We start from the raw sequence: 16,286 nt of genomic DNA, 5'->3' as shown, positions 1-16,286 counted from the left end.
TGCTTTAATGCTTTTTTGCTTTAATGTTTTAATGCTTTCATGCTTTAATGCTTTCATGAAAAAAATGACTAAACCCCAAGCCAAAAACCGCATAGAAAAACTTAAGAGTCAATTGCAAGACATTGATTATGCTTATTATGTTTTAGATAAACCCATTGTCAGTGACGCGGCGCGCGATAGTTTAAAAAAGGAGCTGGAAAAATTAGAAAAGCAATTTCCAGAATTTGTTACCCCTGATTCAACCACCCAGCGAATTGGCGGCAAAGCTTTGGATAAGTTTGAAAAAGTGCGGCATAAAGCGCCAAAATATTCTTTTGGCGATGTGTTTAGCTTTGAAGAGGTTTTAGAATTTGACAGGAAGGTCAAGAGATTTTTAGATTTACCAATGGATGGGGACATTGAATATACTTGCGAACTGAAAATTGATGGTTTAAATATTACCCTGATTTACAAAAAAGGAGTCTTGGATAAAGCCGTGACTCGGGGTGATGGATTTATTGGCGAAAATGTTACCCACACGGTTCGGACAATCAAAAGCGTGCCCCTTAAGTTAAAGAAAGAAATAGACATTGAAGTTGGCGGCGAGGTCTACATGCCGCAGGCAAGTTTTAAAAGATTGAATGCCAGCGGCAAAAAATCAGGCGGACAGATCTTTGCTAATCCTCGCAATGCGGCGGCTGGCACGGTTCGACAGCTTGATCCAAAAGTTGCGGCGGAACGCGACCTGGATTGTTTTATCTATTCAATTTACAGCGGTCCCCAGAAAACAACCCAAGAAGAAACACTTAGATATTTAAAAAACCTGGGTTTTAAGATTAATGAACATTTTGCTCCAGTTAAAAGCGTCGGAGAAATTAAAAAATTTTTTGACAGGGTAGCTAAAATACGCAGTGAATTAGACTATGAGATTGATGGTATTGTTATGAAAGTCAATTCTATTGGTCTGCAAAAGAAGTTGGGGCGAACCGCCAAACATGTTCGCTGGGCTTGCGCCTATAAATTTACCGCCGAACAAGCAACTACAGTCGTGGAAGATATCCAAGTTCAGGTCGGTCGCGTGGGCACTCTCACTCCAGTGGCCCATCTTAAACCCGTGCGCGTGGCGGGGTCAACTGTTTCTCGAGCGACGTTGCATAACATGGATGAAATTGAGCGATTGGATGTACGAATAGGCGATACCGTGATTTTACAAAAAGCCGGTGATGTAATTCCGGATATTGTGAGGGTTTTGCCCAAAATGAGGACCGGAAAGGAACGAAAGTTCAAGATGCCAGAGAAATGTCCAGTGTGTGGGTCAGCGGTGGTGAAAAGAATGATTATGAAAGGTGATGAAAGAGTTAATAAAGTTAATACAGTAGTTAATAAAGTTAATAAATTGGGTGTTGATAAAGCATTGAAACAAAGAGAAACTGTGGCTTATTTTTGTTCTAATTTAAATTGTTTAGCTCAACAGAAAGAAAGTCTGTATCACTTTGTTTCTCGGCCAGCCTTTAATATTGAAGGATTGGGCCCAAAAATTATTGACCAATTATTAAATGAAGGACTGATTAAAGATGCCAGTGATATTTTTACTTTGACTCAAGGCGATTTAAAACCCCTTGAACGTTTTGCTGAAAAATCTGCTGATAATTTGGTGAAGGCGATTGAGGCGAGCAAGAAAGTAGAATTGGGCCGTTTTCTTTATGCTTTAGGCATTCGGCATGCAGGCGAGGAAACAGCCATCACTTTGGCTAATCACTTTGCTGGTTTAGAAAAACTTAAAAAAGCCACAGGAGAAGAGCTGGCAAGGGCCAAGGATATTGGTTCAACCGTGGCCAAAAGTATTTATGAGTGGTTTCAAAATGAAAAGAATCTTAAATTCATTAAGTATTTACTTAAGAATGGTGTTAAAATAAAGAATCCCGAGAAAGTTAGTCAAAAATTAGCTGGTAAAACTTTTGTTTTGACTGGCGGCCTGCAGGGTCTAACCCGCGATGAAGCCAAGCAGAGAATCAGACGTTTGGGCGGGGATGTTTCTTCATCGGTTTCCCGCGAAACAGATTTTGTAGTGGCTGGATCCGAGCCGGGGTCAAAGTATGATAAGGCTAAAAAATTAGGCGTGAAGGTGATTGATGAGAAGGAGTTTTTGCAAATGCTACGCCCTTGAATGGCGGGTTTGTGAATAAAAAACACGGAGAGGTCGCATAGTGGTCTAGTGCGCTTGCTTGGAAAGCAAGTGTCGCCTCATCGGCGACCCAGGGTTCAAATCCCTGCCTCTCCGCCAATTTTCAATTTCGTTCTGCTTAGCGCAACCTATGCCCCAAACCATATTAAAAAAATACTTCGGCTACGACACCTTTCGCCCCCTTCAAAAAGAGGCGATTGATTTTGTTTTAGCGGGCAAAGACATCTTAACGGTTTTAGCCACTGGCAGCGGCAAGTCCTTGATTTATCAGATTCCGGCGGTGAAGGAAGAGGGCGTGGCTTTGGTTTTTTCACCTTTGATTTCTTTGATGAAGGACCAGGTGGACCAGTTGAATAAAGCTGGGATTCCCGCGGCCTTTTTGAATTCTACTTTGTCGCCGGCAGAAAAGAGCGGGGTTTACGAGAAGGCCAGGAGTCAAAAAATCAAGATTTTATATATTGCGCCAGAAGGATTTTTTACGGAGCGGTTTCAGGAATTTTTAAAGACTTTAAAAATCTCTTTGATCGCAATTGACGAGGCGCATTGTATTTCCGAGTGGGGACATGAGTTTCGACCCGAGTACCGGAGATTGGCAGTGCTCAAGAATATTTTCCCAGAAATTCCTGTCGTGGCTTTGACAGCCACGGCGACAAAAAAGGTTCAGCAAGATATTATTAAACAGTTGAACACGCCCCAAATGATTCCTTTGATTGGCAGTTTTGAAAGAGAGAACTTGGCTTTGCATATTGGGAAAAGACGAGATGCAATTGAGCAGATTACCGGCGTGCTTAAGCGGCATCAAGATGAATCCGGGATTATTTATTGCGCCACCAGAAAAAAGGTGGATAAGATATCAGATATTTTAGATGAATTAGGTTATAAAAATTTGCCTTATCATGCGGGGATGGAAAAGGCAGAGCGAACCAGAAATCAAAGAGCGTTTACGAACGAGGAAGTAAATTTAATAGTGGCTACCGTTGCTTTTGGCATGGGCATTAATAAATCCAATGTTCGGTTTATTATTCATGCGAATTTAACAAAGTCAATTGAGGCCTATTATCAAGAGATTGGCCGGGCGGGTCGGGATGGTTTGCCGGCGGATTGTTTTATGTTTTATTCTAACGGGGATATTGCGACTCAAGAGTATTTAATCAATACAGCCGAAAGCGAAATATATAAAGATTTAGCTTTAAGCAAACTGGATGCGATGGTGCGTTTTGCGCGCAGCCTGGAATGCCGGCACAATTATGTTCTTGATTATTTTGGGGAGAAAAAAGAGGGGTACAAGTGTGGAGATAAATGTGATATTTGTTTGTCTTATGAGATTAAGGAATATGATATTACTTTAGCGGCGCAGAAAATTTTATCCTGTGTTTATCGGGTGCGCTACCCGGTTGGGGTCTCTACTATAGCCCAAATTTTAGCCGGTTCGGAATCAGAACGGATAACTAAATTTCGAGGACTTTCTACTTATGGCTTAATGAAAGACAAAACCCAGGAAGAACTTAAAGATTTAATTGATGTTTTGATTGATCAGGGGCTGATTCAGCGGGAGCCGGGTCAGTATCCGGTCTTGCATTTAACTCCCGAGGCGAAGTCAGTTTTTAGCGGCGGGCAGAAAGTGATGCTCAAGGTGAAGGAGTCGCGGGAAGTTGAGCAGGAATTAGATTATGAAGTGGAATTGTTTGGGCTCCTGCGGAATTGGAGAAGGGTAAGGTCAGCGCAGGAAGGAGTGCCGCCGTATATTATTTTCTCTGACAAGGTGCTGGTGGATTTGGCAGCTTATTTGCCTTTAGTTTTTGATGATTTAGGGCGAGTGCCGGGGATTGGCTATAAAAAAATTGAGCAGTATGGAAATGATATTTTGGGGCTCATAAAAAAATATTGCCAGAACAAAGGCTTAAGTTCGCGGATAAGCGAGCTTATGAGTTGGGAAGGAGCGCCTGTGAGGCGAAGTTATGCCAGGGGTTCGGATACAGTGAGTGAGACCTTGGCTTTGTATAAGACTGGTTTGGGAATTAAGGAAATCGCTGAAAAACGAGGGCTTGCTTCAAGCACTATCGGCGGTCATATTGAGCAGCTTTTTTTGGATGGACGAATTCCGCGGGTAGATTTAAGGCGGTTTGTTTCGGCTGAACGCGAGCCGGTGATACGCGAAGCTTTTGCTAAGGCGGGCAGTACGGCGGCATTGTCGCCAGTAAAGGAGATGCTGGGCGAAGATTATTCTTATGATGAGATTCGGTTGGTGAGAGCAATAATCAGTGAGACTTTTGACACTTGAGGATTTGAGCTGTTTGGAAAGCTGGAGGCGCTAGGGGTGTGGTAACTCATAGTAATACGATGGTAATACAGTTGTAACTTATTGTTGAAGTGGGTTAATTTTTTATTCCAGCTCAAAATGTGTTAGTTTTTTAGTTGTTTAGTTTGACTTCTCTTTCTAAAATGATATACTGAAATATACGAATAAATTTCTGCTTTTTGACTCAACTTTTAATTTTAGACTTTTGACTTTTGACTTTTTACGATTCTCCAATTGAACAAATAAAACAGCGGCTGGATGTTGTTGATATTGTAAGAGAGTATGTACCGAACTTGGCGCAAGTAGGCAGTAACTGGAAAGCGCGGTGTCCGTTTCACAACGAAAAAACGCCGTCTTTTATGGTAAGTGCCGAGAAGCAGATTTGGCATTGCTTTGGCTGCTCAAAAGGCGGGGATGTAATTGAATTTGTAAAAGAGATTGAGGGTGTTGAATTTCCAGAAGCCCTCCGCATTCTCGCGCAAAAGGCGGGCATTGTATTAAAGCGGCAAGATCCGAAAATAATTTCAGTCAGGACCCGCTTATTGGATTTAATGAATAATGCGGTGGATTTTTTTGTCAGTAAATTGAATTCCAGCAATGGAAAGCCAGCGCGGAAATATTTAACGGACCGGGGATTAACTTTTGAGACCTTAAAGGAGTGGCGAGTTGGTTGGGCCCCGGATTCGTGGGACGAATTGGGCGTCTATTTGCGAGTCAAAGGATTTACTGATGCGCAAATTTTGAGCAGCGGCCTGGCGGTGAAAAAACAATCAGGGACGGATTACTACGACAGATTCAGGGGGAGGATTATGTTCCCGATTGCTGATGTGAACAGTAATGTAGCGGGTTTTACCGGCAGGATTTTAGTGGAGACCGAAAAAAGCGGCGGAAAATATATCAATACCTCGCAGACCCAGATTTATGATAAAAGCCGAATTATTTTTGGATTAGATAGAGCTAAACAAGAGATTAGGAAAAAAGATTTGGCAGTGGTGGTGGAGGGACAAATGGATGTCATTGCCTCGCATCAGGCTGGGGTTATTAATGCGGTCGCTTCTTCTGGCACGGCTTTAACCAGCGAACAGGTGAAACTTTTGAGTCGTTACACTAAAAATATTGCTTTTTCTTTTGACATTGATGCGGCTGGCGAGCAAGCGACTAAACGGGGCATTGAGGTGGCTTTGAGTTTTGGGATGAATGTTAAAATTATTCAGATTAAAGAGGCTAAAGATCCTGATGAGCTGATTAAAAATAGGGGGGCCAGGGCTTGGCAGCAAGCGATTGAAGATAGTCAGCCGGTTATGAAATATTATTTTAGCTTGGCGTTTTCCAAAAATGACACTGCCAAGCTTGATGGCCGGCGGGAAATCGCTCGCCAGCTGTTACCCCAGATTGCCAAGCTTGCTGATAAAATTGAGCAGGATTTTTGCCTCAAAGAGCTGGCCAGGCGGCTTGGCGTCGAGGAGGCTGTTTTACGAGAGTCAGTGATTAAAACAGAGAAAAGAAGGGTTGGCGCGATGATACAAAAAGCCGGCGCCTTTCCACTCAAACTGGTTGATAAAGACGTTCAAATAGCCGAAAGATTGCTCGCTCTGGGCTTAAGGTTTCCCCAAAGCCTGGGCATTTGGCTTAAAAAAGTCGATTTGGCAATATTCCCCGAAGAAAGATTGAAAGAATTTGCAAAAAAATTAAAAATGTATTATAATGAGAACATTCAAATAGAACCGGAAAACAATCAAGGAGTTGAGTTATTTAACTATAATGAATTTAAAAAAGACTTATCAGAGGAAACTGGAGATTACTCTGATGTTTTGGTATTGTTAGCTGAAAAAGAATTTCTAAATGAAGACATTGAAGTGATTATGCGCGAGACTGAACGTTTGATTCGCGGGTTAAAACGAAATTGGGCTGTCCGCCAGCTAAAGGGAATAGAGCAGTCCTTGCGCCGGGCCGAGTCAGAGAAACAAGAAGATGAAATTGAGCGCTTGAGCCGAAGATTTAACGAGTTGATTAATGATTTAAAAAATTTTGGATAAATTTTAAATATAATATTTGTGCTCAAAAAAAAGAAAAAAAATCGAGCTCAAAGCAAAGTCTCGAAGTCTTTGACCCCTCGGCATCCATCGACCAAGCTCTCCTCGAGCCCGAGCCTCGGAGCCGAGGGCGGGACAGGCCGCCCGGGGTCTTCAAAAAAGAAAAAAATTTCTAAAAGGTCAATTGCCTTATCAAAAAGGCAAAAAAGCAAAGAAGCAAGAAAACAAATTCAACGAACAGACCAGAAAGCAATGGGTAGGAAAGGCGTGGGGAGGGTTATTAAAAAGCCTAGGAAGATCACTCGCGTTGTAAAAAGAGAGCGATACAAGAGGGCGCGTTGGCCCAAGGAAGAGGCGGGCCGGTTGATACTCAAAGGAAGGATGAGGAATTTTATTACTGAAGACGAGGTTTTACATTTTTTTCCGGACATTGAAGACTATTTAGAAAAGTACGAGGAGTATTTAGACGAATTAGACCGGCAGGGTGTGCAAGTAGTAGAGACTAAGGAGGGGTTTTTGGATAAGCATCTAGCAGAAACATCAAGAGAAGAAGAGTCTGGAGGAAAAAAGGGAAAAAGCAAAGCCTTAAGCAAGGAAGAAAAACAACGGAAAATTCTTGGTTTTGATTTGGGTGATATTTCTCAGGATTCGATTCAAATGTATCTGCGCGAGATTGGCAAGGTCCCTTTGTTAACACCCGAAGAAGAAGTTAAATTTGCTAAGGCTAAAGAAAAGAATGACATGGAAGCCACCAAAAAACTGGTGGAGGCAAATTTACGTTTGGTAGTGAGTATAGCTAAAAAATTTGCTGGGAGAAACCCCTCGCTTTTGGATTTGATCCAAGAAGGCAATATTGGCTTATTTCGGGCTGTGGAAAAATTTGATTACCGCCGGGGATATAAATTTTCCACTTACGCTACTTGGTGGATTCGTCAGGCAATTACTCGGGCCATTGCGGACCAGTCGCGGACTATTCGGGTACCGGTTCATATGGTGGAATCTATTAACAAATTTCAACAAATTGAGCGACGTCTAATTCAAGATTTGGGCCGGGAGCCCTTGCCAGAGGAGATCGCAACCGAGATGGGCGAGGATATAGATAAAATCAGGCATATCATTAAAATTTCTCAAGATACCGTCTCGTTGGAAACCTCGGTCGGTGAGGATGATAATGATAAAGACAGTACTTTAGGAGATTTTATTAAGGATGAAAGGACTATTACTCCGGATAGGGTGGCAGCTTTGCAGTTATTAAAAAATCATGTAAAAGACGTGATATCCGGCCTAACCCAGCGCGAGCAAAAGATTTTAGAAATGCGTTTTGGTTTGACTGATGGCGTCGCCCACACCCTGGAAGAAGTGGGTCAGGAGTTTGGCGTTACCCGCGAGCGCATTAGGCAGATTGAAGCCAAAGCCTTGGAGAGGATTAAAGAAGATGAGGGGATGAGCAAGTTGAAGGACTACTAAGTTATTTATTATTTACTATTTATTATTTATTTTAGGTTTGATTTTTGTTGCATTTTATTTTTGAATAGTAAATAGTAAATTTCGTTCGGGGGTAGCTCAATCGGCATCCCGCACCAAAGTTATATCCATGGATTGAGATAAAAAGCTAAGCTCCCGGGTAGCTCAACGGCAGAGCAGTTGACTGTTAATCAATTGGTTGTCGGTTCGAATCCGACCCCGGGAGCTTAGACAGGTTTATCTCTTACAATCTTTTGGTGCGGGGTGAAAGTCCCACCCCCCGGAGTCAGTCTTTTCTTATCAGAACCTTAGATTCTTCCTTGTCCGTCGTAGCTTTAGCGAAGTCGGGCTGTAATCTAAGGATTAAATCAGTCGGAACAGCTTGTTGTATTTGCTTGTCCTGAACCATAAATTTATCCTAGAACAGCCCCAGATATTGGCGTTTCAGCCCATCAGGGGCTTTTTTGTATGCTTGTCTATTGACAGCATATTTCACATCTGATACACTAATGTCATAGATATGAAAAGCAGAAAAAACCTTTTAGAACAGCTAAAAAACCTGCCCCATTTCAGTAAGGACACCGTCCATCAGCTTAGCAGTCAGTTAGGGCTTAAAGATACTACGGTTGATACCTACATCAGCCGGTTTTTGAAGTACAAAGAAATTTTTAAGTTAAAAAGAGAACTGTATATATCCGTAGATTTTTATAACAAAAATAAAGCCGATATATCTTACTTATTTTATCTATCAAACATTATCCGTAAGCCCTCGTATGTAAGTTCGTGGACTGCGTTGCAGTATTATAATCTCACGACCGAATCAATACACGGCATTACCTCTGTGACTCAAAAGCCAACCAGAACTTACGACACAAAAATAGGCAGTTTTTCCTATCGGTCAATTCAGAAAGAGTTGTTTATGGATTTTTCTTCGGTTGAAGGAAAGTTTAATTTTTTTATCGCCTCCCCGGCCAAGGCATTGTTTGATTTACTCTATTTCAAAACTCATCAGTTTCGCGGAATTAAGACAGAAAATATCAAACCGCTCATTGAAGAGTTGAGAATAGACATTAATGAAATGGATAAAAACGAGCAGGACAAATTTTATACAATGACTAATAAATATCTTAAACATGAGTGAGCAGATTATTACTACATTAAAACGGAAACTTGACGACCTTGCCGCTTACGAAGAACTTGACGCCGAAACGCGCCGTAACGCTCTTAAAGAAGAGTTGCAGTTTTACGCGCTTAATTTTATTTATCACCACCCGGAATATAGTAAATGGATTATGTATGGCGGTTCTGCTCTCCGTATTATTCACGGACTTGATCGCATGTCGGTTGATTTAGATTTTGAGGTATCTCATGTAATCACCAGAAAGTTTTTAGAGGAGCTGAAGAATGAAATTGAAGAACACTTCAAAAATACATACGGCGTTGGGACTGACTTCCTAACAATAAAAATAACTACTGGCAGAGGGTTGCTTCTAAAATTTCATGTCGGAGAAGAGTTAAGTTTCGGTCATCCCTCAAAACAGGTTCATATCAAAATTGACCTGAATCATTTTGTCGCGCCCAAAACGGTTCAAGAGCGCAGACCCATAAATCAGGATCAGCTTTCTTTCGTAATTGTCACTTATAATATGTCTGCATTGATGGCGAGTAAAATTGCCGCAATTTTTCTGCGCGGTACTCGGGGCGTAGGAGAAGCGGTTTATGAAGAAAAAGGGCGCGATATCTATGATTTACTTTGGTATATGAACAAAAAGGTAGCGCCGGATTTTGACTATCTTATCGCCAAAGGCATTGATATAAAAGATCCTCGGGCTCTTTTTGATAAGCTTACCCTTCAGACGAATAAAGTGAGTGATAAAAATTTGAAACAGGACCTTGTGCCGCTTTTTGTAAACCGTCCTTATATTGAAAACTGGCTTAAAAATTGGCGGGAGAGTTATTTGCGGCTTTTTGATGCGTATAAAATTTGTACCGTAACAGAGCTCGAGCATGTCAGGGTGCATCACGATCTAATGCCGGATAATTTTCACTTCATTTACACATACAAAACCGAGGACGATCGCCCGGTGCGGGTTGTCTATGTCCTTAGCGATTACTGGATTATGTTTCGTGGAGGAGATTTGACAATCAAAGAGGATAAAAAAGTAAGCGAGATAATTGAATTCACCAGCACCGGCTCAACCAGCCACCCGCCGTCTCAGGAAAAATTAAAGCTTTACGCAACACTTTTCTATCAGAAAACTGAAAAATATTTTAAGAAAACAAACAGAATTATGTTAGGCGATAGTATAATTACTAAAGTTATTAGAATGACCGCTGACAATTTAAACCAGAAAGAGCAGATTGTGCTTAATAAGTCGACTCTGCTTTCTTGCGAGTTAGATGATTTATTGAAATAAAATGAAAATAAAAGATTTACCAAAAATTGAACGGCCGCGGGAGAAACTGGTGGCCAAGGGAGCCGAAAATCTTAAGGATTCGGAGCTTTTGGCTATTCTGCTTCGGACCGGCAAGGCCGGAAAGAATGTCATTGAAATCGCTTCGCAGATTTTATCCAAGTATTCCAAGAAGCGGCTTTTGCAAATGACTTATCAGGATTTGGTAAAAATCAGTGGCATTGATTCTGCCAAAGCCACAACGCTTCTGGCCGCTTTTGAGCTCTCAAAGCGTGCATTGGAAGTTAATGACACGAACTTGCCGACGATTGTTACTCCGAAAGATGTGGTTGCTCAACTGACCGATTTGCGCCAAAACAAAAGGGAGCATTTTGTCGCTCTCTATCTCAATGCAAAAAATGAGATGGTTCATAAAGAAACGATTTCAATGGGCACCTTAAACGCGAACCTTGTTCATCCGCGGGAGGTCTTTGAACCGGCTCTTCAACATTCTGCGGCAAGCATAATGGTTGCGCATAATCATCCGTCCGGTGATCCGAAACCATCCGAAGACGACATTGAAGTTACCAAGAGATTAGCAGAGGCCGGCAAAATGATGGGCGTTGAAGTGTTGGATCATGTCATTGTGGCAAAAAACAGCCACTTCAGTTTTAAGGAAGAAAAATTGTTATGACAAATATTAAAGATTTAGAAAATAGATTGTGGGAGGCGGCAGATCACATGCGCGCCAATTCGCCGTTGCGTCTCAATGAATTCGCTGAGCCGGTTTTAGGTTTGATTTTTCTTAAATTCGCTGGCGTAAAACATTCAAAGACCGCAAAAGAAATAGCCGAGGAAAAGACAAAAAAAACTAAAAGCCATGGCGGTGCCTCCGTCTCGCGCGAGCGGCCAACCTCTTCGGCCGACTATCACGCGCGTGGTGTGCTTTTTGTTCCGGAAAAAGCCAGATTCTCGTATCTCATAGAATTGCCGGAAGGAACGGATATGGGCAAAGCCGCTAATGATGCAATGAAAGAAATTGAAGCGGAAAATAAAGAACTCGCCGGCATTCTTCCAAAGACATTTCAAAAGTTGGATAACCGTTCCATAATCGCGCTTCTCAAGAACTTTAATCAGATTCCCGATGATATTGAAGGCGATGCGTTTGGCAGAATCTACGAATATTTTCTTGGCAAATTTGCGCTTGCGGATGGCACGCGCGGAGGCGAATTTTTCACGCCGACAAGCATTGTCAAACTCATTGTGGAAATTATTGAACCGTATCAGGGAAGAATTTATGATCCGGCCTGCGGTTCCGGTGGAATGTTTGTGCAGTCGCACGAATTCGTAAAACGGCATCTTGAAAATGGTCAGAAGGCGGGCGCATCGCGCAAAATCGCGATTTACGGGCAGGAGAAAACAGACCAAACCGTTCGCATCGCAAAAATGAACCTTGCAATTCACGGCCTTTCCGGAGATATCCGCGAGGGCAATACTTATTACGAGGACCGGCATAAGAGTTTAGGAAAATTTGACTTCACGATGGCCAATCCTCCGTTCAATGTAAGCGGTATTGACTATGAACGAATAAAGGATGATCCACGATTCCCATATGGCTTGCCGAGATCGGGAAACAAAGGATCAGATAACGGTAACTATGTTTGGATTCAAATCTTTCTAAGTTCGTTAAACAAAAACGGACGGGCTGGCTTTGTTATGTCTAATGCGGCGGGCGATGCGGGGCACAGAGAGAAAGAAATTCGCAAAAAAATTATCGAAGACGGGCTAGTGGATGTGATGGTATCCGTTGGCCCCAACATGTTTTACAATGTTCCGCTTTCTGTGACTCTTTGGTTTTTTAATAAAAATAAACCGAAAGAACGGATGAACAAGATTCTTTTTATTGATGCGCGCAACATCTTTACTCCAATTCCAGATGACCGTGTAAAAAGATATTGGACTAATGAGCAGATAGAGCAGATCGCAAGTATCGTACGAAGCTACCGCAATGAGAATGGGAAGAAATATAAAGATGTTAAAGGGCTCTGCAAAGTGGCGACAATAGATGAGGTTAAAAAAGCGGGCTACTCACTCAATCCCGGCCGGTATGTTGGTGTTACCGAAAATGGAAATGGAGATGAAGGAAATTTCGGAGAAAAAGTAAAAAAACTTCACAGCGAATTAAAGGGTTTAACTGGAGAAGCCCACGAATTGGAAAATAAAATTTTTGAGAATTTGAAAAAATTGGATATATGATTGATAACCAAAGAGAGCTAATAAGAAGATGGTTTGAAAAATCAAAGGAAGAAGAAAATTCTTTCGATGGGTTTATTTCGCTTTGGATTTCGTTTAACGCCTTTTATGCCGCTGAGCATCTGTTGGAATCTGAGCGACAGCAACTCCGCAATATTTATGATGAATACAAGGATTCTTTCGTGGGCTTAGTGGATAATCACTCCGAAACTTTTCAGGAATTTAAGCACTATATTGAAATAAAACCGGTAAACACGGGATTCATTCAAGATTTACGGTATCCAGTTGAGAAAGAAAAACATAAGAAGCGATATCAAAATCTTGGTTCTTTGTGCGAGTATTTGGATTGTGTATATCAAGTTCGTTGCAACCTTTTTCATGGCGGTAAGAATTTAGAGGACGGACAAGATCAAGAAATTGTTAGCCGTGCATATAACAGCTTGGCCGTATTTTTGGAAAGAATTTATGGATTAATGGGCATTTTATGAATACAAAAATACAACCTAAAAATTGGCATGTGGTAAAACTTGGAGATGTCGCAAATGTCCTACCTGGTTTTGCTTTTAAGAGTTCGGATTTTAAGAAGGACGGCGACATACCAGTTGTTAAGATTAAAAATATTACCGATGACCTGAATGTTTCTATAGAAAATGGGGAGTATCTTGATAAATCTGCCTTGAATGAAAAAACCAAAAAGTATTTGATCGGCAACGGAGACATATTAGTTGCAATGACGGGAGCGACAGCAGGGAAAGTTGGCAAATTTCGATCAAATAAAAAAGCTCTACTTAATCAGCGCGTTGCCAAAATTAGTCCTAAAAATATCGATACAGATTTTTTATGGACTTTACTAGGCAACAAAGACACCATCAATCTTTTATACCGCCTTGCCGATGGAGCTGCACAACCAAATATGAGCGGCGGCCAAATAGAAAATCTTGAGTTCAGAATACCTACACAAATTGAGGATCAAAAACAAATCGCCGATGTGCTTTCGGCTTACGACGATCTGATTGAAAACAACATGAAGCGGATTAAAATTTTGGAAGAAATCGCGCAGGTGATTTATAAGGAATGGTTTGTAGAAAATTCAAAATTCAAAAATCAAAATGCAAAATTAAGCGAAATAGTTAAACCGCAATACGGCTATACGGAATCAGCGAGCAATAAGCCGATTGGCCCAAAATACCTGCGAGGAACAGACATTAACAAAAATAGTTATATTGATTGGTCTGCGGTGCCTTATTGTAAAATATCGGACGAGGATAAAGGAAAATATCAGCTCAAAAAAAACGACATTGTGATCATAAGGATGGCCGACCCGGGTAAAATCGGCATTGTAGAACAGGATATAGACGCTGTGTTCGCCTCATATTTAATCCGACTAGAGATTGTAGACAAACGAATTTCACCATATTACCTTTTCTATTTCCTGAATTCCGATCAATATCAAAATTACATTCGGGGGGCGTCCGGCGGAACAACGCGAAAGAGCGCGAGCGCTGGCGTGGTCACTGGAACTAATATTATTATTCCGCCAAAAGAATTAGTTAAGAAATTTGAGGAAAAGATTTCTCTGCTTCGTGCCAAGTTAAACAACTTACTTGTGCAAAATTCAAAATTGCGCCAAGCTCGAGATTTGCTTTTGCCGAAATTAGTAGCAGGAGAAATAAGAATATGACGAAAAAATCACAACAACTCTATATTTTTATAGATTCAAATATTTTTCTGAACTTTTACGATTTTCATCACGAAGACCTTGAACGTCTTGCTCAACTTGTCGAACTCGTAGAAGGTGAAGAAATTAAACTTTTCACAACAAAACAGATCAAGCAGGAAGTCGATCGCAATCGAGAAACACGATTAGCCGAAGCCTACAATAAATTTAGAGAGTCAAAAATATCAGTTGATATGCCTGTTATCTGCCAGGGCTATCCTGAGTACACAGAAGTGAAAAACGCGCAAAAAGTGTTGGCCGATAAGAAGTCCGCTCTAAGCAAGAAACTTTGGAAAGATATAATCTCACATTCATTGGAAGCGGATAATATTGTCAGAAAACTATTCGAGGCAGGAACTGAAATAGATTCTGATAAAGTCTTAGAAGAAGCCAAAGCTAGATATGCCGTTGGAAATCCGCCTGGGAAGAAGGATGGATTATACGGGGACGAAATCAATTGGGAAGCATTGTTAAAATTTATTCCATCAGACAATCATTTTGTTCTTATCAGTGAAGATAAAGATTATAAAAGTCCGCTAAACGAAAATGAGTTGAGGGAATTTCTGGTAAAAGAATGGGAAGAAGTTAAAAGTTCTAAAATTCTCTTTTATCGCTCTTTGACGTCCTTTTTCAAAGAGCACAAAATCAATATTGAATTGAGATGGGAGGAAGAGAAAGACAAGCTTATCCAAGAGTTGTTTGAAAGCCCAAATTTTTCCACAACCCACGAAATTATAAAAAGATTATCTAAGTTTATAAACTTTTCTGAAGATCAGGTAAAAAATATTGGTAGAGCTGCACTTATGAACTCACAGGTTGCTTGGATAGCCAAAGATCCAGACGTGAAAAGATTTTATGAAAAGTACGTTCTTTCAAATGCTGGACGATTTGCAGAAGATGAATGGTCAAAACTGCAAGGTGCTTTTTTGGAAACAGAAGTCGTGAGTGTCGATCCTGAAGATATTCCATTTTAAATTATGAACGAATTTTCTGAAGACAAATTAATAGAGCAGACCGCCGTCAAGATTTTTGGCGAGCTTTGGGGTGTTGATAATTTTGCCAATGCGTATTCTGGCGAAATGGACGCGGAGTTTGGACGGGAGAATCCGGGAGAGGTGGTGCTGATGAATTATCTCAAAATCGCTTTGGTGAAGCTCAACCCCAATGTGTCTACTGAAGCGTTAAACCTTGCGATTGATGAAATGATAAAAGATCGCTCGGCAATGAGCATGGTTAACGCTAACCATGAAGTGTGGCAGTTGCTTAAAGGTGGCGTAAAAGTTGAGACGGAAAATGAAAAAGGTGAACAGCAAACCGAAACGGTAAAAGTTATTGATTTTGAAAATCCGAAGGCAAACCACTTTATGCTGGTTTCCCAGCTCTGGATTACCGGCGAATTGCACAAGCGCCGGCCGGATTTGATCGGTTTTGTAAACGGCTTACCTCTGGTTCTTATTGAACTCAAAGCATCGCACAAAAATCTCCGCAATGCCTATCAGCAAAACATCCGGGATTACAAAGACACCATTCCCCAGCTCTTTTGGTATAACGCTTTTATCATCATTTCCAACGGCATAGAAAGCAAAGTCGGCACCCTCACCGGCGCGTATGAGCATTTTAACGAATGGAAAAAAATCAAAGACGAGAAAGAAATCGGAAAAGTAAGTTTGGAGACTGTCATCAAGGGGACATGCGAGCCGTCGCGACTTTTAGATATTATTGAGAACTTTATTCTTTTTGATGACTCCCGCGGAGAGCGTATCAAAGCGATCGCCCGCTACTTCCAGTATTTCGGAGTGAATCGGGCTTTTGAAGAAGTGAAGAATAGGGATAAGAACAAAGGCCGCCTCGGCGTTTTCTGGCACACGCAAGGGTCCGGCAAGTCGTATTCAATGGTTTTCTTGTCTCAAAAGGTATTTCGTAAACTGACCGGCAATTTCACTTTTGTTGTAGTTACGGACCG

At 41.3% G+C, this 16,286-nt stretch carries 12 protein-coding genes and 2 tRNA genes; all 14 read left to right on the top strand.

All coding sequences use genetic code 11. The annotated features are described in order from the left end of the window. Positions 1-55: 55 nt before the first annotated feature. Positions 56-2,146, top strand: a complete 2,091-nt coding sequence (gene ligA / locus KKD20_05275) for an NAD-dependent DNA ligase LigA (GenBank protein ID MBU4332500.1) — start codon at positions 56-58, stop codon at positions 2,144-2,146. Positions 2,147-2,172: 26 nt separating this feature from the next. Beyond that, positions 2,173-2,263 (top strand) — tRNA-Ser (locus tag KKD20_05270). A gap of 31 nt (positions 2,264-2,294) precedes the next feature. After that, on the top strand, positions 2,295-4,445 hold the full coding sequence (recQ, locus tag KKD20_05265; GenBank protein MBU4332499.1) for a DNA helicase RecQ: 2,151 nt from the start codon (positions 2,295-2,297) through the stop codon (positions 4,443-4,445). A gap of 230 nt (positions 4,446-4,675) precedes the next feature. Continuing rightward, positions 4,676-6,499 carry a DNA primase gene (gene dnaG / locus KKD20_05260; protein MBU4332498.1) on the top strand — a complete coding sequence of 608 codons (1,824 nt, stop codon included), beginning with the start codon at positions 4,676-4,678 and terminating at the stop codon, positions 6,497-6,499. 249 nt (positions 6,500-6,748) lie between these two features. Continuing rightward, positions 6,749-7,963: a sigma-70 family RNA polymerase sigma factor gene (locus tag KKD20_05255; GenBank protein ID MBU4332497.1), complete on the top strand. Its 1,215-nt coding sequence runs from the start codon at positions 6,749-6,751 to the stop codon at positions 7,961-7,963. Between the two features lie 151 nt (positions 7,964-8,114). Further along, positions 8,115-8,186: transfer RNA gene (locus tag KKD20_05250), tRNA-Asn, on the top strand. 294 nt (positions 8,187-8,480) lie between these two features. Then, the gene (locus tag KKD20_05245; protein MBU4332496.1) at positions 8,481-9,101 is read left to right on the top strand and encodes a hypothetical protein; all 621 of its coding nucleotides are present in this window, start codon (positions 8,481-8,483) and stop codon (positions 9,099-9,101) included. Beyond that, positions 9,094-10,377, top strand: a complete 1,284-nt coding sequence (locus KKD20_05240) for a nucleotidyl transferase AbiEii/AbiGii toxin family protein (GenBank protein MBU4332495.1) — start codon at positions 9,094-9,096, stop codon at positions 10,375-10,377. Before KKD20_05245 ends, KKD20_05240 begins: the two co-directional genes overlap by 8 nt. Position 10,378: 1 nt before the next feature. Then, the gene (gene radC, locus KKD20_05235; GenBank protein ID MBU4332494.1) at positions 10,379-11,047 is read left to right on the top strand and encodes a DNA repair protein RadC; all 669 of its coding nucleotides are present in this window, start codon (positions 10,379-10,381) and stop codon (positions 11,045-11,047) included. Next, entirely contained in the window at positions 11,044-12,609 is a 1,566-nt protein-coding gene (locus KKD20_05230) for a type I restriction-modification system subunit M (GenBank protein MBU4332493.1), read from the top strand. Before radC ends, KKD20_05230 begins: the two co-directional genes overlap by 4 nt. Then, a complete protein-coding gene (locus tag KKD20_05225) occupies positions 12,606-13,094 on the top strand; it encodes a hypothetical protein (protein ID MBU4332492.1) in 489 nt (162 codons plus the stop codon). The genes KKD20_05230 and KKD20_05225 overlap by 4 nt, the downstream gene beginning before the upstream one ends. Continuing rightward, positions 13,091-14,287, top strand: a complete 1,197-nt coding sequence (locus KKD20_05220; GenBank protein MBU4332491.1) for a restriction endonuclease subunit S — start codon at positions 13,091-13,093, stop codon at positions 14,285-14,287. Before KKD20_05225 ends, KKD20_05220 begins: the two co-directional genes overlap by 4 nt. Beyond that, on the top strand, positions 14,284-15,297 hold the full coding sequence (locus tag KKD20_05215; protein ID MBU4332490.1) for a DUF4935 domain-containing protein: 1,014 nt from the start codon (positions 14,284-14,286) through the stop codon (positions 15,295-15,297). Before KKD20_05220 ends, KKD20_05215 begins: the two co-directional genes overlap by 4 nt. A 3-nt stretch (positions 15,298-15,300) precedes the next feature. After that, the coding region (locus KKD20_05210; protein ID MBU4332489.1) for a DEAD/DEAH box helicase at positions 15,301-16,286 on the top strand (986 nt) is incomplete at its 3' end.

Source organism: Patescibacteria group bacterium, assembly GCA_018896645.1.
Lineage (GTDB): Bacteria > Patescibacteriota > Patescibacteriia > UBA2591 > JABMQE01 > JAHIMF01.
This window is presented reverse-complemented; position numbering and strand designations above follow the sequence as displayed.

What these genes read in the sequence shown, in the direction of transcription:
- ligA (MBU4332500.1), top strand. Translation starts at nt 56, where the DNA reads ATGAAAAAAATGACTAAACCCCAAGCCAAAAACCGCATAGAAAAACTT.
- recQ (MBU4332499.1), top strand. Translation starts at nt 2,295, where the DNA reads ATGCCCCAAACCATATTAAAAAAATACTTCGGCTACGACACCTTTCGC.
- KKD20_05255 (MBU4332497.1), top strand. Translation starts at nt 6,749, where the DNA reads ATGGGTAGGAAAGGCGTGGGGAGGGTTATTAAAAAGCCTAGGAAGATC.
- KKD20_05245 (MBU4332496.1), top strand. Translation starts at nt 8,481, where the DNA reads ATGAAAAGCAGAAAAAACCTTTTAGAACAGCTAAAAAACCTGCCCCAT.
- KKD20_05240 (MBU4332495.1), top strand. Translation starts at nt 9,094, where the DNA reads ATGAGTGAGCAGATTATTACTACATTAAAACGGAAACTTGACGACCTT.
- radC (MBU4332494.1), top strand. Translation starts at nt 10,379, where the DNA reads ATGAAAATAAAAGATTTACCAAAAATTGAACGGCCGCGGGAGAAACTG.
- KKD20_05230 (MBU4332493.1), top strand. Translation starts at nt 11,044, where the DNA reads ATGACAAATATTAAAGATTTAGAAAATAGATTGTGGGAGGCGGCAGAT.
- KKD20_05225 (MBU4332492.1), top strand. Translation starts at nt 12,606, where the DNA reads ATGATTGATAACCAAAGAGAGCTAATAAGAAGATGGTTTGAAAAATCA.
- KKD20_05220 (MBU4332491.1), top strand. Translation starts at nt 13,091, where the DNA reads ATGAATACAAAAATACAACCTAAAAATTGGCATGTGGTAAAACTTGGA.
- KKD20_05215 (MBU4332490.1), top strand. Translation starts at nt 14,284, where the DNA reads ATGACGAAAAAATCACAACAACTCTATATTTTTATAGATTCAAATATT.